Source organism: Cohnella phaseoli, assembly GCF_003386235.1.
GTDB classification, from domain to species: Bacteria; Bacillota; Bacilli; order Paenibacillales; family Paenibacillaceae; genus Cohnella; species Cohnella phaseoli.
The window spans coordinates 303,846-324,448 of the sequence record NZ_QRDZ01000001.1 but is presented as its reverse complement, the minus strand read 5'-3'; the positions used below and the strand labels follow the sequence as shown (position 1 = coordinate 324,448).

Annotated in this window: 17 protein-coding genes; all 17 read right to left on the bottom strand. The window is 56.0% G+C overall.

The annotated features are described in order from the left end of the window. Positions 1 to 9: 9 nt before the first annotated feature. Positions 10 to 1,308, bottom strand: a complete 1,299-nt coding sequence (locus DFP98_RS01320) for a DUF5808 domain-containing protein (protein ID WP_246016365.1) — start codon at positions 1,306 to 1,308, stop codon at positions 10 to 12. 108 nt (positions 1,309 to 1,416) lie between these two features. Beyond that, positions 1,417 to 1,806: a GntR family transcriptional regulator gene (locus DFP98_RS01315; protein WP_116058747.1), complete on the bottom strand. Its 390-nt coding sequence runs from the start codon at positions 1,804 to 1,806 to the stop codon at positions 1,417 to 1,419. Positions 1,807 to 2,257: 451 nt separating this feature from the next. Further along, positions 2,258 to 3,292 carry a glycoside hydrolase family 76 protein gene (locus DFP98_RS38825; protein WP_181917421.1) on the bottom strand — a complete coding sequence of 345 codons (1,035 nt, stop codon included), beginning with the start codon at positions 3,290 to 3,292 and terminating at the stop codon, positions 2,258 to 2,260. Then, positions 3,289 to 4,368 (bottom strand): glycoside hydrolase family 76 protein, encoded by a 1,080-nt coding sequence (locus DFP98_RS38820; RefSeq protein WP_181917420.1) that lies wholly within the window; start codon positions 4,366 to 4,368, stop codon positions 3,289 to 3,291. Before DFP98_RS38820 ends, DFP98_RS38825 begins: the two co-directional genes overlap by 4 nt. Before the next feature lie 21 nt (positions 4,369 to 4,389). Next, positions 4,390 to 5,553 (bottom strand): glycoside hydrolase family 76 protein, encoded by a 1,164-nt coding sequence (locus DFP98_RS01300; RefSeq protein ID WP_246016364.1) that lies wholly within the window; start codon positions 5,551 to 5,553, stop codon positions 4,390 to 4,392. Positions 5,554 to 5,556: 3 nt separating this feature from the next. Then, positions 5,557 to 6,459, bottom strand: coding sequence for a carbohydrate ABC transporter permease (locus DFP98_RS01295; protein WP_116058745.1), 903 nt, complete (start codon positions 6,457 to 6,459; stop codon positions 5,557 to 5,559). A 16-nt stretch (positions 6,460 to 6,475) separates the two neighbouring features. Continuing rightward, positions 6,476 to 7,363 (bottom strand): carbohydrate ABC transporter permease, encoded by an 888-nt coding sequence (locus tag DFP98_RS01290; RefSeq protein ID WP_116058744.1) that lies wholly within the window; start codon positions 7,361 to 7,363, stop codon positions 6,476 to 6,478. Between the two features lie 25 nt (positions 7,364 to 7,388). Continuing rightward, a complete protein-coding gene (locus tag DFP98_RS01285) occupies positions 7,389 to 8,684 on the bottom strand; it encodes a glycoside hydrolase family 125 protein (protein WP_116058743.1) in 1,296 nt (431 codons plus the stop codon). Between the two features lie 74 nt (positions 8,685 to 8,758). Next, positions 8,759 to 10,081 carry an ABC transporter substrate-binding protein gene (locus tag DFP98_RS01280; RefSeq protein ID WP_116058742.1) on the bottom strand — a complete coding sequence of 441 codons (1,323 nt, stop codon included), beginning with the start codon at positions 10,079 to 10,081 and terminating at the stop codon, positions 8,759 to 8,761. 241 nt (positions 10,082 to 10,322) lie between these two features. After that, entirely contained in the window at positions 10,323 to 11,441 is a 1,119-nt protein-coding gene (locus DFP98_RS01275) for a GntR family transcriptional regulator (RefSeq protein ID WP_116058741.1), read from the bottom strand. An 89-nt stretch (positions 11,442 to 11,530) separates the two neighbouring features. Next, positions 11,531 to 12,379 (bottom strand): carbohydrate ABC transporter permease, encoded by an 849-nt coding sequence (locus DFP98_RS01270; RefSeq protein WP_116058740.1) that lies wholly within the window; start codon positions 12,377 to 12,379, stop codon positions 11,531 to 11,533. 13 nt (positions 12,380 to 12,392) lie between these two features. Next, positions 12,393 to 13,307 (bottom strand): carbohydrate ABC transporter permease, encoded by a 915-nt coding sequence (locus tag DFP98_RS01265; protein ID WP_116058739.1) that lies wholly within the window; start codon positions 13,305 to 13,307, stop codon positions 12,393 to 12,395. A gap of 72 nt (positions 13,308 to 13,379) precedes the next feature. Beyond that, positions 13,380 to 14,786 carry an ABC transporter substrate-binding protein gene (locus tag DFP98_RS01260; RefSeq protein WP_246016363.1) on the bottom strand — a complete coding sequence of 469 codons (1,407 nt, stop codon included), beginning with the start codon at positions 14,784 to 14,786 and terminating at the stop codon, positions 13,380 to 13,382. A 111-nt stretch (positions 14,787 to 14,897) separates the two neighbouring features. After that, positions 14,898 to 16,163 (bottom strand): extracellular solute-binding protein, encoded by a 1,266-nt coding sequence (locus tag DFP98_RS01255; protein WP_116058738.1) that lies wholly within the window; start codon positions 16,161 to 16,163, stop codon positions 14,898 to 14,900. A 27-nt stretch (positions 16,164 to 16,190) separates the two neighbouring features. Next, entirely contained in the window at positions 16,191 to 17,177 is a 987-nt protein-coding gene (locus DFP98_RS01250; RefSeq protein WP_116058737.1) for a substrate-binding domain-containing protein, read from the bottom strand. Between the two features lie 12 nt (positions 17,178 to 17,189). Further along, positions 17,190 to 18,956 (bottom strand): cache domain-containing sensor histidine kinase, encoded by a 1,767-nt coding sequence (locus DFP98_RS01245; protein ID WP_116058736.1) that lies wholly within the window; start codon positions 18,954 to 18,956, stop codon positions 17,190 to 17,192. Then, complete coding sequence (locus DFP98_RS01240; RefSeq protein WP_116058735.1) at positions 18,953 to 20,578, bottom strand: response regulator; 1,626 nt, start codon at positions 20,576 to 20,578, stop codon at positions 18,953 to 18,955. The genes DFP98_RS01245 and DFP98_RS01240 overlap by 4 nt, the downstream gene beginning before the upstream one ends. Positions 20,579 to 20,603 lie beyond the last annotated feature (25 nt).

Here is a 20,603-nt window from a genome sequence, read left to right as displayed (position 1 = left end):
TAATAGTTTTTATTTTGAGGAGGGAACCGATCGTGCAAGCTCCTCAAAAAGCTCCGCCGTACGAAGCGGATCCTTGTCATTGTAGAAAATGTAGACCTTATCCAGCTTGATGCGGATGTAGGGCGGATTGTTTTTGAACACGTACAGCCGTGTTTTGCCAAGCCCTTTCAGGCGAAAATGTCCGCGCGCTTGCGTACCTGTCGCTTCCCCGTTTAATTTAGTGCCGGATGGAATTTCATCTACCAGAGATAATTCCTGTATGTCGGAAAGGCTGAAGTCGAAGGAGTACATCGGATAATTGATGCTTACCGTACTGTCCGGCATCAAAGTCATCGTCGGGGAAGTCAGCTCCGATCGAATAAGCATAAACGACACTCCGACAACGACTGCCGCCAGCAGCCCCAAAACTCCTCCTGCAATTAGCTTGCCCGCCAACGTGCCCGTATTGATCGTTTCGCCTATGCCGATTCTTTTCGGGACAAGCAAGCTTTTATCGTTAGGATTATGGTAGGTGAAACCGTTAGCCCAATACTCGTCGTCATCCGTGTAGACGATTTTGTCGTCCTGCTCCAGCAGCTCTTGTTCGAGAGCGCGTACTTTGCGATGTACATACAAGATTGAACCAAGCGGAATTGCCGTAAAAGCCAGCGTAATCGTGAGCCACACGCCCAACCCATCCTCGCTGCCGTTAGCGGCGGCCTGATAGATGAGCGCAACGTGGATATTTTCGACAATGGCCATCATCAGCCACAAATAAGACCAGGCGCGCCGCCTCGCCTGATTAAGGCTTACGTTGACATCGCTGTTCATACTGTATACTCTGGCTTTCGCTCTTCTAGTTCCGAGAGAGATAAGCAGGAATAAGACGGTAACCAACCCGGCATCAACCCCAAGACCGATAAAATCGGAGCCTTCTTGTGCCATCCATACCATCAGCCCCGCCGACATTGCCGCGGGAATCGCGAACAGCGCCACGGGCGCCGAACGGCGGTTTTTTAGCTGGGCGACGCGCAGATCGCTCTGAATGACCCGCTTCTCTCCGACAAACCAATCGTTATCCCGCTTAAGCGCCAGCATCTCCCGGAATGCCCGTCTGAACGGCACAGTCCCGACCACAAAATAGACGCAAATCCACAACAAATAATAAATCGTTTGATAGGCCGGCAACGCATAAAGGATCGCCACAGGAACGAGTAAAAGCAGCATAAGCCAGTTCGCACGCGCGAAACGCCGCTTAAAACCGGCCTGAATTTCACGGATTCCGTCATGGACTATGGCATGCTCGGGCAAGGTTATAGCAAATAGCATTCCCTTCCTGTAGCTGGCTTGCGGTCTATAGGTAACGATCATGACGATAAAGCAAATAGCGGCCGTAATCAAAAAAACGGGAGTAAGAATAGCGATCAACTCTTTTCTTTAGGATGGCTGATGCCGGTAGGTCATCTTGGAGAAAATGTTGGAGATCATCGACTGGAACACGGATTGGTCGACGCCCTTAATCGTTGCCTGCGCGATAATCAGCTGAAGTTGAGCTTCGAGTTGCTCGTTGTGGACGGCATCCATCTGCGTTTTCGGACTGACCTTCGCCCCATGCCGCCGATCGATGACGATGTACCCTTCCTGCTTCAGAAGCGCATATGCTTTGTTTACCGTCATCGTATTAATGCCCAAATCCTCCGCCAGTTGGCGAACTGTCGGCAGCTTCTCCTGTTCCTTCAGTCCGCCTGTCGCAATGCCGATCACGATCTGATTGCGCAGTTGTTCGTAGAGCGGCGTTTCGCTATCCAATTGCAGCGTAATGACCATGAAGATCGCGCTCCTTCGCTCGCATTAAGTATTATATATTGTAATACAAATAATACTTAATGGGCAAGGTCGCGGTGCCTCTCCCAATGTTATCAGCGGACTATGCGACTTCAGCCGCTGGACACTTGGCATCTTTGGCCTTCACACTCGACTCAGATAGCGCCAAGGCACTTTTTTGGCCTCCGCTCCACAGTCTGGGCAGCGTCGAGGCACTTTTTTGGCCTCCGCTCCTCAGCTTGGCCGATGTCAAGACACTTTTTGGGTCTCCATTCCACAGCCTGAGCAGCGCCAAGGCACTTTCTTGGCCTCCGCTCCACAGCCTGAGCAGCGTCAAGGCATTTTCGTTGAGGCTGAACTTTCCGAAGAAATATAAAAGAACGCTCTCCGGGTCTAATAGACTCCGAAAAGCGTCCGGCCATGACAGCACCTCGCAAATGCCTCTCCCTATGCCTTACTCCCCAAGCCCCGCCAAAGCCTCCGCCAGCATAACGCCGCTCAGACGGACGCTAAGCTGGATCGGGCCGGCCGGAGGCTCCGACCATGACGGGCCGATCGATCCGGAAGCGCGATCGATCCCCCGATTCCATAGCGCCTCGCCGTTCTGTCGCAAAATGTCCGCCCACTCCCCGGCGCCTTCCGCCTTACGATCGATCAACAGCTTGATGTATCGAACGAGAATGCCCTTGAACAAGCCGGTGTCGTCGATTCCCTCGTCCGGCAGCATTCCAGTCGCCGAATCAACCAAACGGTCGATCGTCGCCCGCGTCGTTCTCTCGGCCTCGCGCAAGTAGCGGTTTTCACTCGTAATGGCGTGCAGCTCCAATCCCGCTCCGATCATGACGCCTTGACAGTAAGTGAAATCCCAGTCGTAATCGATGCGACCGTCGCCCAGCCGGTTCATACCGTCCCAGACGAAACCCGTCTCCGGGTCGACCAGGTTCTCCAGGTTCCACTCGTAAATTCGTTTACCCCAAGCCAAGTCGTCCTCCGCTCCGAAACGGACGTAAAGCCGGGCCGCGAGAATGGCGGCCGGTGCGTTGGCCGGCGTGTTTTTGTAGTCCAGTTGATTTTTATTCCATGCCAAGCCGCCGCCCATATGTCCGTTCCAGGCAGTTTGGATGTCCGCCCACAGATCGAGCACAGCCAGCTTGTATTCCTCTTCGCCGGTATGATCGTACATTCTCAGCAGCGCCAGCGCCGTCCATTCCATATCGTCGTAATAATCGTGGCGATACGTGCCGCCGTTGGACGCCTTGAGTCCGCGGGCCAGCCGACGGGCGCGCTCCAAATACTTCCCGTTCCGGCTCCGTTCCCACCCGTCGACCAGAGCGTCGATCGCATGGGCCTGCCACCAGTAGTAATAGTTCTCGCCTTCCGAGCCTTCCTTCTCCGGATACCATTGGTTCATAATGGCCGTTCGCTCGTTCCAGTAATGCCGGTAGAAAACCTCCTGAAGCTCCTCAGCTCTCTCCGTCCAGCCGCTCATGCGGTCGCCTCCGTACGTCCGGCAAGCTCCGCAGCTTCAAGCCGCGCGGCCGCCTCCAGCAAAATCACCCCGCTGATCTGCGTCCCCAGCTCCACCGTACCGCCGGGAGGCTCGCTCCAGTTCGGGCCGAATAGCGTCCGCTCGGCGTCCCGCCCCTTGGACCACAACAGTTCGGCATTGCCCGCGACCAGCTTGGCCGCCTCCCCACTGCCGGACGGATCGGCAAGCGCAAGCTGCGCCAAGTAGCGGACGTAAATGCCTTTGAACAGGCCGGCGTCCCCGTTGCCTTCGTTCGGCAGTAGCCCCGTCTCCGACTCGGCTAGTTTGCGGGCGGCCGCTTCGGCCGTTCGCCTGGCGTCCTGGAGGTACGCGTCGTTCCCCGTCGCCCGATACAGCTCAAGCGCCGCGCCGATAAATACGCCCTGACAGTACGTAAATTCCCATTCCTTGTCGATCGCCCCGTCGCCGAGCCGGTTCATGCCGTCCCAGACGAAGCCGCTTGCGGGATCGACGAGGTTGCTTTTCAGCCAATCGTAGATTCGCAGCGCCCAACCCAGATCGGCTTCATCGCCGAATCGCGCATGCAAACGTGCGGCCAGAATAACCGCGGGCGCGTTGGCCGGCGTATTTTTATAATCGAGCTGGCTTTTCTGCCAGGCGATACCTCCGCCCATGTGCTCGTTCCAACCGGTTTGGATATCTTGCCAGAGCAGAAGCGCCGCTTCCTTATATTTCTCGGTTCCGGTCGCATTATAGGCCCTGAGCCAGCCGATCGCCATCCACTCCATATCGTCGTACAACGCGTTCGGCCATGCGCCTCCGTTCCTTCTGAGCAATCCTTCGTACAGGGCGTCCAGCAGCTCGGAATATCGCGAATCCCCCGTGCGTTCCAGTCCGTCCGTCAACGCCTCGACCGCGTGCGCCATCCACCAATAGTGGAAAATCGTATTGCATTCGCCGTTCGGGCACGGCGTCTCAATGTCGAACATGCCGATTCCGGCATTCCAGTAACGTTCTACCAGCGCCTGCTGCGCTTGGTCGGCCCGGGCGGCCCTTGCTTCCTGTTGATGTCTCATAAGTATGATCACCGCTCCGTTTCATGATTTGTAACCCAATTTCTCCAGCTTGGCCGCCTGCTCGATCAGCATCGCGCCGCTAAGCTGCGAGCTGAGCTGTACGACCGTCTCCGGCGGCTGCGCCCACGACGTTCCGAACCTTGCCTCCTCGCCGGTTCGACCGTAATCCCATAGGCTGGCCGCATTCGTCAAGATCAGGCTGCCGTATTGGCCTCCCCGCTCTGGCTCGCGAACCGCCCATTCAGTCAAATAACGGACAAGCACACCCTTGAACAAACCGCCGTCGCCGTCTCCTTCGTTCGGAAGCAGCCCGGTCGCCGGACTGGCCATCGCGTCAAGCACGTAGTCGGCCGTCTTATTTGCGTCTTCCCGATATTTCTCCTCGTCGGTCGCCTCGTATAGCTCCATCGCCGCGCTGATAAACACGCCTTGACCGTAAGTAAACTTCCAATCCTTGTCGATCGCCCCGTCTCCCGTCCGGTTGATTCCGTCCCATACGAGGCCGGATTCGGGATCGACCAGCGTGCGCTTCTGCCAATCGTAGATTTTCAGCGCCCACTCCAAATCGTCCTGAGAACTGAAATTCCGGTACAATCTTGCAGCTAAAATAACGGCCGGCGCGTTGGCGGGCGTATTCTTGTAATCAAGCTGTTCTTTGCGCCAAGCGATACCGCCGCCCATCTCCTCGTTCCAGCCGCCGCGAATATCCGCCCATAGCTCAAGCGCCGCTTCCTTATACTTGTCGTCGCCCAGAAGCTCATACGCTCTCAGCCAGGCGAGCGCCATCCATTCCATATCGTCGTAATAGCCGTTCGTCCATACGCCGGCATTGCGGTCCCGAATACCGTCGAACAGCTCGCCCACCCGCTTCCTTACGTCCCCATCCTTCGTTCGCTCGTAGCGATCGAGAAGAGCGTCGGCCGCGTGCGCCTGCCACCAGTAATTAAACGGGTCGGTGCATGCCTGCAAAATACACGGAGACGCATTGTTAAACATGCCGCGCTTATCGTCCCAGAACGAGAGATCCAGCTCGGCTCCCGCCTCGTCGGCCCGGACGGCCCACACCTCTCTGTCCGCGCCGCCTCCCGGCCAGCCGGGCAACCGCCAGAGGAGTACGGCGGCCAGCGCAAGCGCCAGAACGGCGCCCCCTGACCACACGATACGCTTTGTTGCGATGTTCGCCACCTCCTACCCTTTAACGCCGCTGAACGCAATTCCTTGCACGAAATATTTTTGCAGCAGAATAAACAGCACAAGAATCGGCAGCGTCGCTACGAGCGCCCCCGCCATCATCGGCCCGAAATCGGTCTGATGGTTGTAGGAGAACGCCTGCAGCCCCATCTGGATCGTATGCTTCATCGGATCGTTCAGCACGATCATCGGCCAGAGGAACGAGTTCCAGCCCGCCTGGAAGGTGAAAATTCCCAGCGTCGCCAGCGCCGGCTTCGTCAGCGGAAGGTAGATTTGCCAGAAAATCCGGAACTCGCCCGCCCCTTCGATCCGCGCTACTTCCATCATGTCGCTCGGCAGCGTCAGGAAAAACTGCCGCATGAAGAACACTGCGAACGAGCCCGCCGCACCGGGAAGGATGATCGCCCAGAACGAGTTCAGCAAGCCGCGTCCGCCCGCCCCCGTCCAGTCGTTGCCGCCGAAGAACGGCAGATGCATCAGCACATAAAAGCTCGGAATCATCGTCACGACGCCCGGAATCATCATCGCCGCCAGCAGCACGCGAAACAGCGGCTTGTTAAGACGGAACGTCAGCTTGGCGAACGCGTAGCCGGCCAGCGAACCGAGGAACAGGTTGGACAGCACGCCCATAATCGCGAGATAAAAGGAGTTGCCGAAATATCTCAGAAACGGAACGGTCGTGAACGCATCTCTGTAGTGGTCCAGCGTGAAATGCGAAGGCAGCCAACGGATCGGAAACGCGAAAATTTCATTGTCCGGCTTAAACGAAGTGAGCACGCTCCATAAGAAAGGAAGGAACATGACGAGCGATACGATGGTAGCCGTCACATAAAATACGGTCAAACGCAGCGCCGGGCTAATGCCCGGATTGTAGCCGCCGGCGGCGGATGTCGTTTTCATCACCTTTCATCCCCCCCTATACGATCGGCTCTTCCGCTTTGGATAGCCGCATGTTGATCAGTGAGAAAATGAGAATCGCCAGCGCAAGCACGAACGCCTGAGCCGATGCATAGCCCATCTGCAGTTGATTGAAGCCTTGCTGATAGATGAGATACACGGGCGTCTTCGTTGCGTTCGCCGGTCCGCCCTGGGTCAGCACGAACGCTTGGTCGAACAGCTGCAAAGCGCCGATGATCGACATCGTGCTGACGAGGAAAGTCGTCGGTCTAAGCTGCGGCCACGTAATGTAGCGGAACCGTTGAACCGCATTTGCGCCGTCCAGCTTGGCCGATTCGTACAAGTAGTCCGGCACGCCCTGAAGACCGGCCAAATAGATGACCATGTTGGAGCCGACCGCCTGCCACAGCGTCACCATAATGACGGAGGCCATCGCCGTTCTCGTCTCCGACAGCCAGGCCGGACCGGTGACGCCGAAATAGGACAGGAAGCCGTTCAACAAGCCGAATTCCGGATGCAGCACCCACAGCCATACCGTTGCCGCGGCCACCGCCGAAGTCAGCGTCGGCAAGTAGTTCAGCGTGCGGAACACCTTGACGCCCTTGATCGCCTTGTTCAGCAGCAACGCGATCAGCAGCGAAGTCAGAATGTTAAGCGGCACGAACACCACTGTATAAAACAGCACGTTGCGAAACGTCTGCCACAGCAGACTGTCCGTATACAGCTTTCGGTAATTGGAAAGTCCAACCCAATCCATTCGGCTCAGCACGTCGTAATTCGTAAAGCTCAAGTAAAAGGCCATGAACACCGGAATAACGGTAAAAACGGAGAACAGCAAAATGGCCGGCGAGATGAACAGATACGCCATGCGCGCCTGGTGGGCGTGCAGCTTGCGGGATCGAATCATGTGCGCTCTTCCTTTCTTCTCGAATTCATCCGGCTACGCGAATGCCGCATACGTCCAGCACGAGCTCGCAGTACATCATGTTCGCCCATGAAAACCACGGCCTCGTATACTTCGACGCATCGTCCGCATCGAAGCCTTCGTGCATCATGCCGGCGCCTCCGTCGGTGCGTTCCAGCAGGTCGAGCAGTCGCAGCTTCTCTTCGGGCTCCCGCGCCGTTAGCCCCTGCATCCCCAGCGCGATCGGCCAGATATAGCGATGCGGCGTATGCGGACTGCCTATGCCAGCTGCTTCCTTCCCCGAGAAAAAGTAAGGATTGTGCTCGCTCAAAATAAAATTCCTTGTGCGAACGTAGGTCGGATCGTCATTGCCCGTATAGCCAAGATACGGAATCGAGAGCAAGCTGGGCACGTTCGCGTCGTCCATCAGCTTGTAGTTGCCCAGCCCGTCCGTCTCGTAGGCATAGATGTCGCCGAACTGAGGATGGTTCACGATGCCGAAGGCGCGAATGCCCGCATCGATCTCCGCTGCCAGCCTCTCCGCCTCCGTCTCCAATTCGACGTCGTCCAGCACATCCCGGGCGATCTTGGCCAGTTCGCGCAATGCCACGACCGCGAACATGTTGGAGGGAATGAGATAACCGTAATCGCAGGCGTCGTCGCTCGGCCGAAAAGCGGACCAGGTCATGCCCGTCGGACCCGTAACCGTGCCCTTGCCGTCGCGGGGAAGCGTATCGGTAACCGGACAGTTTCTTCTGACGAAGCGATAGTCCGAATCTTGTTCGTGGTTTTGTTCCTTTCTCCACAGCTCGATAATAAGAGCCGCCGCCTTCCTGAACGTGCCGTTGAATTGGGTTGTCGTTCCGGCGTTTTGCCAGAGCAGGTAAGCCAGATGAAGCGGATAGCAGAGCGAATCGATCTCGTATTTGCGCTCCCAGACGAGCGGCGTCATCTCCGTCTCGTCGTTCTGGTGACCGTGGCCGTTAGCGGTTTCATTAAACGCGTTGGCGTAAGGATCGTGAATAACGTAACGAAGCTGTCTCTCCACGACTCCGAGCAGCAGATGCTCAAATTCCGGCGCGGATCTCGCAAGCAGCAGATAGGGTCTCGCCTGCGCCGCCGAATCTCTGAGCCACATCGCCGGGATATCGCCGGTAATGACGAATGTCGTGTCGTCCTGCAACTGTCGAAACGTCGTCTCTATCGTATTGCGAATGCAGGCGTCGAACATCGCCTGCGACTTCGGGCGGTGCGGCAATTGCCGCTGCACCGATGCGATCCATTGCTGCAGCGCTGCCAGCATGTCGGTCGTTTGAACCTTCATTTCCCCACACTCCCTTATGTCGTCTCTCTATAGAGGAGAGGGAGGCGAACCTCCCTCTCCTTTTTGGCAGCCGCTTATTTCACGTCCGCATTGTCCTTCAGCAATCTGTCTCCCTGCTCCTGCGCCTTCTTGAGCGTCGTCGCCGCATCCTGCTTGCCTTCCAGGAACAATTGCAGGTTCGGCACGAGACCGTCGCCTTCCATAATGGAGTAGCCCGGATGCTGAGGCCGGATTTTGGCAAACTCGAGCGTATCGAGGAACGGCTGCCACGAAGGATCGTCCTTGAAGAACGGATCGTCGAGCGCAGGCTTGTAGCCCGGAATGTTCAAGCTCGTCTTGGCCCACAGCAGTACGTTGTCCTTATTGGCCAGCCACCATTTGACGAACTCCCACGCTTCTTCTTTATGCTTGGAGCCTTCGCCGATGACGAGACCGAAGCCGCCCATGACGCTTCCTTTGTCCCCGTTCGGACCCGCAGGAGGCGGAACGATGCCGAAGTCGAGATCTTGGCCGTATTTTTTATAAGTGCTTAGCATCCAAGGTCCCGTATAGTTCATCGCCAGCTTGCCGGTGACGAAAGCGTCGGTGCCTTCGCCCAGCCCTTGCTCGAAACCGATCTTGTACACCTTGTCCTGGTTCAGCATTCGGTCCCAGAGGTTAAGGACGGACAATCCTTTGTCGTTGTTAAAATCGGTGGCGTCGTTGCTTGCGTTCAGCATCTGGCCGCCCGCTTGCTGATGATACATATTGAACAATCCGGCATCGCCGAGCGAGAAGCCGGCTACCTCCAGCTTGTCTCCGTTCCATTTCGTGAGCGCCTTGGCGGCGGTCGCCAGCTCTTCCCAGTTGGTCGGAGGCTGCAGTCCGGCATCCGCGAACATCTTCTTGTTGTAGAAGAGCGCCCGCGCATCTACCGTCAACGGAAGTCCGTACAGCTTGCCGTCGTGGGAAAGCTCCTTAAGCGCTTCGTCGTAATAATCCGCCGTGGAGATGCCGTCTCTGGCCATATATTCGTCGATCGGGTGCAGAACGTTTTTCGGCGCGTACAGGTTCGTACGCCAGCGATCCCAGAACATAACGTCGGGCGAACCGCCGGAGGTTGCCGCCGTCAGAAACTTCGTGATCATGTCCTGCTGCAGCACGTACTTCACGCGAATTTTGTCCTGCGACTTATTGAACGCGTCGACCATTGTTTCGAACTGCTTCTGTCCTTCGCCGCCCCAGTCGCCCCAGAAAGTAAGCTCTACGACGTCCCCGCTTCCGGAGCTCGACTGGCCGCCCCCGTTCGAAGACGACGCCGTCCCTCCTCCTCCGTTGCCGGAGTTGTTGCCGCTGCACCCGGCCAGTACGGCAAGCACCATGGCGCAGGTTATTAGGATGCCTATCCACTTTTTCATTTTGACAGCCCCTTATCCTCAGTTATTAAGCGCTTACACATAGTATATTAATTCCAAGAACATAATATGTCAACATAAATTTAACGAATATCTTATATATCAACATAATGATTTTCTCATCTTCTCTCTCTTCCTCGCCGAAAAGTAAAAGAACAAATAGGAAAAAGCCCGAATACGCATTCGAGCTTTTTCCGGAAAGGTACTATTTCGTTTTAGGGAGTAAGGAAGAGAAAACGTAGAACTACGCTGTCGTAGAGTCGCCTTGGACGATCGAGAACGGTACAGTGTTGTTGAAGGAAATCTCCTTCATGTCCCATTGCATCTGCAGCAGATCCGCCGCACCTCGTCCCATTGCAAATTCGTCCTGACTGACGTGCGTAAACAAATACTTGTTGAACGCGCTGTGCGGGGAGTCGAAGCAGACAATGCTGCAGTCCTCGGGGATGCGCCTATTCATGGACAACAGCACCTCCCGCAGGATAAGCGCCAGATTGTATTCAACGGCGACGAATGCGGTCAAGTCCGGGTTCATCTCGACGAATTTTTGTACGTTGGCGAAGTCGACCTGCACGTTGCGTTCCTCGAACGAACGGGGTACGGAGCTGAACAGGTTCGTCATCAGATGCTGCGGATTCATCCGCAGCCCGTGCTGAATCAACGCGTCCGTGTAGCCCTGAATGCGATCCTCGATCGTCGACGTATTCTCCACCGGCAGCGAGATGAAGCCGATCTCCTCATGTCCGCGGTCAAGCAGATGCTTCGTCAGCTCGAACGCCGCCAGACGGTTGTCCGTATACACGGAGCAGGCGGCCAAACCTTTCAAGTAACGATCAACGAACACTAGCGGATGCTTGTCAAGAACGAGGCGAAGCAGCTCCGAATTGTAATGCTCCCCATGCACCGGGAAGATGATAAAACCGTCCACGCCGAGCTGGAGGAACGAACGAATCGCTTCCTCCTCTTCCTCGCGTTTGTCGTACGTAATTTTCACCAGCATTCGGCAACCTAGCTCGGACAGCCGTTCCTCGACGCCGTGAATCATCCGCAGCCCGTACGAGTCGGCAAAGTCCGGCAAAATCAGACCGACCAGCTTCCAGCTTTGCGGATACGACTTCCGCGCCCCCTGAATCTGTTCCGGCTCGGGCAGCGTCTCGGCGACGAAAGAGCCTTTGCCCTGCACTCGCTCGATCAGGCCGTCCGCGGACAACATTTCGAGCGCCTTCTTCGAGGTGATGCGGCTGACGTTGAACTGGTCGGCCAGCTCCTTCTCCGATGGAACTCGCCCGCCCCGGGGCAGCTCGCCGCTTTTGATTTTCTCCAACAGGTAGTGATAGATTTGCTCGTACAATGGACCGTCCATTCAACCATCCCTTGATGTATCATGATATATCAACTATACCTAAAATCATGAAACCTATCAAGTTGAAAATCTCAGGAGGCGCCTGCAACCTACCCCTTAACCGCGCCGGCCGTAATGCCACCGGTGATTTGCCGTTGGAAAATCATGTAGAAGAGCAGCACGGGCCCCATCGAAACGAGCAGGGAAGCGAATAACGGTCCCCATTCGGTGCGGTATTGCATTTCGCTCTGCATGACGGCGATGGCGACCGGGATCGTATATTTCGTCGGGTCGTTCACGAGCACAAGCGCGAATATATATTCATTCCAGATGTTCAGAACGGTGATGATCGACACCGAGACAAGTCCCGGTTTCACAAGAGGCAGCATAATCCGGAAGAATGTTCCGTAATGGGAAGCGCCGTCGATGGCAGCCGATTCCTCCAGCTCCTTCGGCAGCTGCTTGAAAAATCCGACCAGCACGAACACGGCAAACGGAACGGCCGTTACGGTGTAGACGAGAATAAGCCCGAGCGCCCGGTTGGTCAAGTACAAATCGTCCATCAGGAAGAACAGCGGGATAATTCCGAGAAACGCCGGAATCATCATATACGCGAGATAGGAATAATACAGCAAGCCGCTTCCTCTGAATGCGTATCTGGCGATGACGTAGGCGGTCGAAGCGGACAGGAAAGCGCCCAGCAATGTACTTGCGATCGTAATGATCAGCGAGTTGACAAAATAATGACCGAAGCTGTATTTCTCCCAAACGTAGGTGAAGTTGGACCAGAGCAGCGGCAGGTCAGGCAGCTTCCACGGCCGTCCGAGCAGAAATTGCGGGTTGTCCTTAAGCGCGCTCATAATCGTCCAGATGACAGGGTACAGTACGCCCACAGCCCAGAGGAAAAGGCCGACTTTCATCAGCCAGCGGGCGCCGCTGAACTTCGTTCGCGTCTTCATGGCATATGCTCCTCTATGTTAATTCTATATTTTCCCGGTTCATCAGCTTTTGCAGTGCGACAGTCGTAATAAACGACAGAATGAGAATCAGGACGCCGATCGCCGAGCCGTAGCTGAACTTGCCGAACTTGAACGCGTTCATGTACAGATAGGAGCCCATGACCTGCGTAGCGTTGTCGACTCCGCCCTCGTACGTCATAATCGAGACGATGACGAACGAGCCGCTCAACGTCGTCATGACGATCCAAAGCACCGAAGTCTTGATCTGCTCCCACGACAGCGGCAGCGTAATGAGTCGGAATTGTCGCCATTGGGATGCTCCGTCTATCTCGGCCGCCTCGTACAGCGAGGACGGAATTGCGAGAATGCCGGCGATAATGAGAATAATCGTAAAGCCGACACCGGCCCAGATCGAAGGCGGCAGCAAGGCGAAAATCGACCATTTGTCGCCGAGCCAGGCGAAATCGTACGTTTTCCCCGTAATCGCGGTAATCGCTGAATTCAGAAAGCCGACGTTCGGGTTGTACACATAGCGCCACAACACCCCGACGACAACGACCGACAATACGTTGGGAATGAAGAAAATTGTCCGGTAGAAGCCCGAGCCTTTGATGTTGAAGCGAGTGAGCGCCACCGCGAAAAAGACGGAAATGAGCATAAAGCCGATAATTTTGCCGAACACAAGAATGTAGTCGTTACGGATCGTCTTCGGAATGACGTCGTCGTTCATCATCTCCTTAAAGTTGTCCAGCCCGATAAAATTGTACGTCTCGGATCCGCCGGACCAGTCGAACAGACTAAGGTAGATGCCTTTAAGGAGCGGATAGATGCCGAAGACGAGATAGAGCAGCAACGTCGGTAAAATAAATGTAAGAATGAACGCGTTGCGCTTCATCTTCGCGGAGCCGGTACGTTTGGCGTTGTTCATAGAGACCTCCGTTGGTTGCCCGAGAAGCGGGGCCGGGAGCCTCTCCCGTCCGCCGCTCCGTTCATCGGCAGCCTATTTATTTTCCTTCGCGCGGATTTTCTCCGTCGCTTTCTCCATGCGGTCAACCCACTCGTCCGGCGTAATGTCGCCCTTCGTCAGCGCCAGCGTCGCATTGTTGCGCTCGGTGACCAACTCTTCCGGAATGACGACCTCCGGAGAAACGACCGTGCTGTCCGAGTTATAGAATCTCGAAGCTTCCTTCGTCAGCGCAGGCGCGTTTGTCGCTTCCAAGTCCGCCTTGATGTTCGAAGGCGCCTTGGACAGCTCCGCCCACGACTTGCCGTGAGCTTCCGTGTAGAGGAACTGCAGGAACGCTTTAGCCGCATCCGGATTTTTCGCTTTCTTCGCGATCGCCACCGTAGCGACGTAAGGGTTGGCAACATATTTGCCGCCATTGTCCTGCGTAATCGAAGGCAGAAAGCCGAATTCGAAACCGGCCGGCGTATCGTTGGCCATTTCGCTCTCTACCCACAGACCGTTCGGAATGAACGCCGCTTTGTGCTGCAGCCATTGCGATTGGGAGTCGGTATGGTTAAGCGCCGGCGACCCTTGGTCGAAGAAGCCTTTGTCGCGCATTTGCACGATTTTGTCGAGCGCCTTCTTGACCGGCTCGCTGCTCCATACCCCCGCTTCGAGAGCGTTGATCTTCTTCACAATGGAGGTATCGTAGCCGTTCATTGCGACGATCGCCGGATCCAGCAGGCCGCCGTTGATGTAGTACGGATAGACGCCGGTATGGATGTAGACGCTCATCTGGCCATCCGCTTTGATCTTGTCTCCGAGCGCCAGGAAGCTTTCGAAGTCCTTCGGCGCTTCCCAGCCTTTTTCCTTAAACAGCGCCTTGTCGTAGAACGTGCCCCAGGAGCCGAATACGAGCGGAACCGCATGAACCTTGCCCGCCTGATACTCCTCCGGCTGGGCGATCAGCATGTCGCTGAGCAGCTTGCCGTCGGTGTTTTGCGCCGTTTTGAACCAGTCTGTAATGTCCAGCAACTGGTCGTCCGTCACCATCTGTCTCGTGTTGGAGCCTGCGCCGTCGATGTAGACGAAATCCGGGGGGCTGCCTTGAATCCAGCGCGGCTTCATCTGATCGTTGATTTTCGGACCGGCAGACTCTTTGATTTTCAAGTCCGGATGAAGCTGCTGGAATTCTCCGATTACTTCCTTCCACCAAGCGTCGCCGTATCCGCCGACAAAATACTGAATTTCGAAATCTCCGGTCAGCTTGACGCCTTCGGGACTTGCGCTCTCCGACCCTGAAGCGCTTTCAGACGGCTTCGCGCTTTCGGACGATTTCGGGCTTGCCGACGGCGAGGCGTCGTTTCCTTTGTCCTTGTTTCCTCCGCATGCGGACAGAACAAGGGTAAGCATCAGCAGTACAGAACCCCATGTCATCGTTTTTCTAAAAAATCTCGACACGATAAAACCTCCTTGATTTCGATGTTTGATGGCTTGCATGTTCATCATAATCGTTATCAAGGAGGATCCGAATCGAATATATTTCTGTAAAACATGGAAAAAAGTACTGCGTTACGGTTTGCGACTGAGTGCGATTTCCTGCAGTCTGTCGAGCACCTGGCGCGGGCTCATCGGTCCGGACAGCACTGCCGGTCCCATATTTCTCGTCGCGTCCTGCACAGTAGACCAAGCCGGATCGTGAATCGGATAGAACATCGCCCGCTTCAAGGCGTCCAGATTTTTCGTCATCGTCGGGTTATTCAGACTCAGGTTGTCGCCGACCGTACGCGTAACCGGCAGGAAGCCTTCTCTAAGAATCAGTTCCTCGTATCTGTCATCCTCGTAGAGGAAGTCAAGGAACAGGGATAGCGCCTCACGATCGGTATGGTCGGTCTTGAACGAGATCAACACGTCCTGGACGCCGAACACAAACGGCTCGACGCCATCGCGGACGGGAATCGGCCCCTTGCCCCACTTCAGGCCCTTATACTCGTAAGGGACGACCGATTCGAAATAGTTGCCGGAGATCATCATCCCCAGCTTCCCGTTGCCGAGAATGCGCTGCTTCTCGTCGCGCGTCGTCACGGTCGGATCGGCGTCCGTCAAGCCCTCCTCGTACAGCCGCTTCAGAAACTCCAGTCCCTCGACGTTAGCCTCGGAGTTGATAGCCCATTTGCCGTCCTTCATCCAGCCCCCTCCGGCGCCGATGAAGAAATACGTCAAATACGCCCATATCTCGTTGTCGGACAGATCGACGCCGAAGCCTTCGATCTGCAGCTTAGTTTTGATCCGACGCGCCGCTTGCTCCAGCTCGGACCAGGTTGCGGGCGGCTCGGACAAGCCGGCCTCATCGAATAAATCCTTGTTGTAATACAACTCCCGAACGGTGGACACGTACGGAATCGAATACTGCACGCCGCCGACTTTATGCGGATACGCCAGAAAAGGATACAGCTTCGCCGACAGCTCGGAGGACAGCAATTCGTCCATGCGGTTAAGCTTCCCGTCCTGGGCGAAATGCGCATACAAATTCGACAGCATCAGGTCGGGAGGCTGGTCTCGGCTGATCATCGTTTTGTAGACGCTGTCGATAATGTCCCAGTTGATGACCTGCAGCTCAATGTCGATGTGCGGATATTCGGATTCGAACTCGTTGACCAGATTTTCGAAGTACGGCTTGGTCGCGGTGCTGTATTCCGCGGCGACAAATTTGATCAGCGATTTCTTCTCGATATTCGACGCTGCCGGGGCGGTATCGCCCATGCCCGCGTATCGGACGATCAGCCCGATCGCCAGCAGCAGCGACAGCCCGATTGTCGCCATCGACGATTTACTCATCCGCTCGGTTGCCCCTTTCAAAACCGCTTAATCCACCAACGGGAACAGCAGCTCTTGATTGCCTTGCGTATACAGATTGTCCTTCGTAATGACCTGAGCTTCGATATTCAGCCTCGGATCAAGCTTGACGCCCCGCAGCGCCCGCGCGGCCGATTCGATCGCCAGATAGCCCATGTTGAACGGTTTCTGAACAACCGTCGCCTGCAGGACGCCTTCCTCCAGCAGTTTGATCTCGTAGATGGAGCTGTCGAAGCTGACCAGCTTGACCTTCCCGACCAACTCTCGCTCCTTGATCGCCTTCGCGGCTCCAACTGTCGCCTGTTCGTTCAAGCCGACGATGCCCCGAAGAGCGGGGTAGCGGTCGAGCAGTTCTCCCGTCCGCTCGTACGCGTCGTCCTCTTGCCCTCCGAATTCGTGCTTGCCGAGAAATTCGACGACAGGAGTCTCCGCGAACGCCTCCTCCAGCCCTCTAAGCCGATCCACCTGCGCAGAAGTTTCGACGCGGTCTCCGAGCACGGCGACCTGGAACGTCTCTTTGTCCTGCGGTGCAATCATGCTCCGTCCGGCCAGCCGGCCTGCCTCCACATGATCGGTCGCGACCAGGCTGGCGGGCTGGCTGCCCGGAACGTCCGTATCGATCAGAATCAGCTTCGCCCCGGCCCGCCTCGCATCGCGCGTCGCAGCCTCGAGCTTGAGCGGCTCCGTCGCGCCCAACACGAGGGCGGCGGGCTTCTTGGCCAGCGCTTCTCCGATCATCCGGATTTGCCCTTCCGCGTCCGTATCGGACAGCGTCCCCGTAATCTCGATGTCGATGTCGAACTCCTTGGCCGCCAGCTCCATTCCCTCGCGCACCGTCCGCCAATATTCGGAACGGATGTCCGACGTCTTCAGCACAACGGCGATTTTCTTGCCCCGATCGCTTGTCAGCCGCAGCGTATCGATGCCGTAGACAATGAGCAGCGCCGTAACCAGAAGCAGCAGCACCGCCGTCAACGATCGTTTTCCCGGACTCATGCGGCTCCCCCTCTATGTCAGCTTTGGCAGCACGACCGTCACCTCGGTGCCGATCGATAGCTCGCTCTTGATCCGAATTCCGTACTCGCCGCCGAACAGCTTAATTCGCTCGTTGACGTTGCGAATGCCAATGCTTGCCGCCGGCCCTTCCGTTGGCTTCAGCACCTGTTCCAGACGGGACGGCTCCATGCCGATGCCGTTGTCCGCGATCACGAATTCGAGATGCTGTTCGTGAACGCTGCCGACGATGCGAATCATCCCGAGCCCCGGTTTGTTCTTGATGCCGTGATAGATCGCATTCTCGATAATCGGCTGCAAAATGATTTTCGGCACCTTATAGTTCATCATCGCGGGATCCGCCTCGATCTGAAAATCAAGCTTGTCCTTATATCTCATCTTCTGGATCGACAGGTAATGCGTAATGTGCTCCAGTTCGATGCGTACCGGTACCGTCTCGTCGTTCCGGTTAATGATGGCCCGGAACAGCTTGGCCAACGAAGAAGTCATCTCCACCACCTCTTCGTGCTTGCGGCGTTCGGCCATCCAGATGATCGAGTCGAGCGTGTTGTACAGAAAATGCGGATTAATTTGCGATTGCAGCACCTTTAATTCGCTTTTCCGTTTAAAGTCTTCGTTCTGGATAATCTGGTCCATCAATTCCTTAATGCGGCCGACCATCACGTTAAACGTACGGCCCAGTTGGCCGATCTCGTTCTCCGGCAGCGCTTCGGTGCGGACGTTGAAATCCCCTTTTTCCACCTTCTTCATCTGAAGCTGCAGCCGTTTGATCGGACTGGATAGACGCCCGGAGAAGTAAAAGGACAGCAGCAGCGCGATGACGAGAGCGAGCACGGTCCAGAGTAGATAGGACATCCGAATCTGCTCCTGATTGACAATCAACTCGTTCGCATAGGCGACGCCGACGATTTTCCAGCCGAAATGGGTTTCCTGGATCGTGTAGATGCGCTTGCTGCCGCCCTCTCCCGCCGTAAAGCTGCCGGTTCCGGTCGTCATCACCCTGTCGATCAGCTCGGTCTTCAGATTGCTGGCGATCAGCTTCTGCTGCGGATGGTGAACGATGCCGCCCTCCGAGTCGAGAATGAACACGTAGCCCCTTTTGCCCAGATTGATCTGACTGCAAATTTCCTTGATGACGCTCAAATTCAAATCCACTAGAAAAATACCTTCGCCCGTAATGCCGTCCGCGCTCTTCAGCTCGCGGCTAAGCGATACAACCCAGCGGTACTCGTTCTGGATCAGATTCTGCACGTGCGGGGACGACAAAACCGAGCGGCCGCCTCCCTTCTTGGCATCTCTGTACCACGGCTGCTCCTCGATTCGGCTGCTCGGGTTCAGGCTCGTGATACGACGATCAGAGACGATGCGGCCGTTGTAACCAAACACCATAATCGATGCGATGTCCTTGCGCGTAACCCGTATGGATTGGAACAAATCGGATATTTTTTTCTCGTACGGCCTGACGTCCTCTTCCAACAGAAAGCTCGTGCTTTCGATGTAATATTTCAAATCTTTGTTCGTGAGCGCGAGAATTCCGATGTTCTCCATATTATTAATGTAGGATTGCAGGTTGAGATTGACCTGTTGCACGATTTCCGAGATATAGTGCTCCGAATTGCGTTCGACCGACTGCGCGGATAGACGATAGGAGATCAGACTGGTCACCAGAATGGAAAATAAAATCAGGCACAGAAAGGCGACGGATAGACTCACTTGAATGCTTCTGAATTTAAAGGTGTCGGCTGTCCAGCCTTTGATCATGCCGTCGACTCCTTCGCCATCGCGTCGCGGTATTCGGTAGGAGTGACGCCGACGTGCTTCTTGAACAGTACGCTGAAATATTGCGGATCGCCATAACCGACGCCGGCCGCGATATCGTACGTTTTAATCGGCGGATTGGCCTGCAGCAGCGTCTTCGCCGTTTCAAGCCGGATGCGCGTGACGTATTCCATCATCGTCTGCCCCGTATGCTGCTTGAACAACGTACTGAAATAGCTTTTGCTCATATGGACGTGATTGCAAATATCCATCAGCGACAGACTCTCTTCCCGATAGTGCTGTTCGATGTATTCAATTGCGCTGCGCACCTGAAGCTGCGACAGGTCGCTGCGGCGATCCGCAATCAGTTCAATCGCTTCGCAGGATATATTTTTGAGCCATGCCTCCACATCCTCCAGCCGGTGGAATTTATCGATGTGCTGCAGCGCCGAGCCTAACTGGCGCAGCCAATTCCCGCTCTCTCCGAGCAGCTCGTGAATCGAACTGACGACGTCGATCATCATCGACTGGATGCGCACGTAGCACACCTCCAGCGGCAGCGGCGACGACTTGAGCTGGCCGATAAATTGTTCGATCAGCAGATGCGTTTCCCGATGCGTTCCCGTCTTCAGCGCGCTGGCGAACTTGCGATTCCATTCATAGTCGGGCGGGCAGGAGTACGACGAAGGTCGCTCCAAATCCTGCAAACGAATGACCCGGTTGTTGCCAAGCAGAAAACGATAGTCGAGCGCGGACAACGACGCTTCGTAAGACCAGGGAATATCGCTAAGCGAGGAGCATGGCGCACCGACCCCGATCGTTACCGTAAACTTCATATACTTCTCCATGCTGCGGCGAATCGATTCCGCCAGCTGAGAGATTTCCGCCTCGCCGCCCTCCTCCGGGAAACCGTACAGAAGTACGACGACCCGTTCCTCTTTTGTCCGAAACACAAGAGCGTCCCGGCCTTCCGTCGTCTCCGAGGCAATTTTGTAAGCGGCGTAGCGCTGGAGCTCGGGATTGTTCTCCCAGCGTTCACGAGAACCGTCGTTTAACTGATCGATATCGACGGCAAGCGCAACCAGCGGCGGAACGGGCTTGACCAGGCCGAAGTACGCAAACCTGCGCTCCGCCTCCTCTTCGCCGATCGCCCCCTGTACGAGACATTCCAGAAACCGCTCCTTAAGCAGAGGCAGGCTTTCCTGCAGCTGTTCGCGCAGCCGGGCCATATTGTCGCGCTCCTCCGCCTCCCGGTCCAGCTCTATCTTGATTTTGTCGAGCAAAGCCCGCAGCTCCCGCGGCGTAATCGGCTTGATTACGAAGTCGTGTACCTTCAACCGCAGCGCCTGCTGGGCATAGTCGAATTCATCGTGTCCGGTCAGAATGACGACCTTCGTATCGGGCGCCGCCTGCGCGACCTGCTTCGTCATCTCGATGCCGTCCATATGCGGCATGCAAATATCCGACAGCACCAGGTCCGGACGATGGTCCAATATCGCCTCCAGCGCCTCCGCGCCGTTCGCATAGCCGCCGACGAACTCGTAGCCGTGGCGGGGCCAATCGATGCTTTCGCGAATCGCTTCCCTGACTTCGCTCTCGTCGTCCACGAGCATAATTTTGTACATGGATGCTGCACCCCCGTGCCATTCG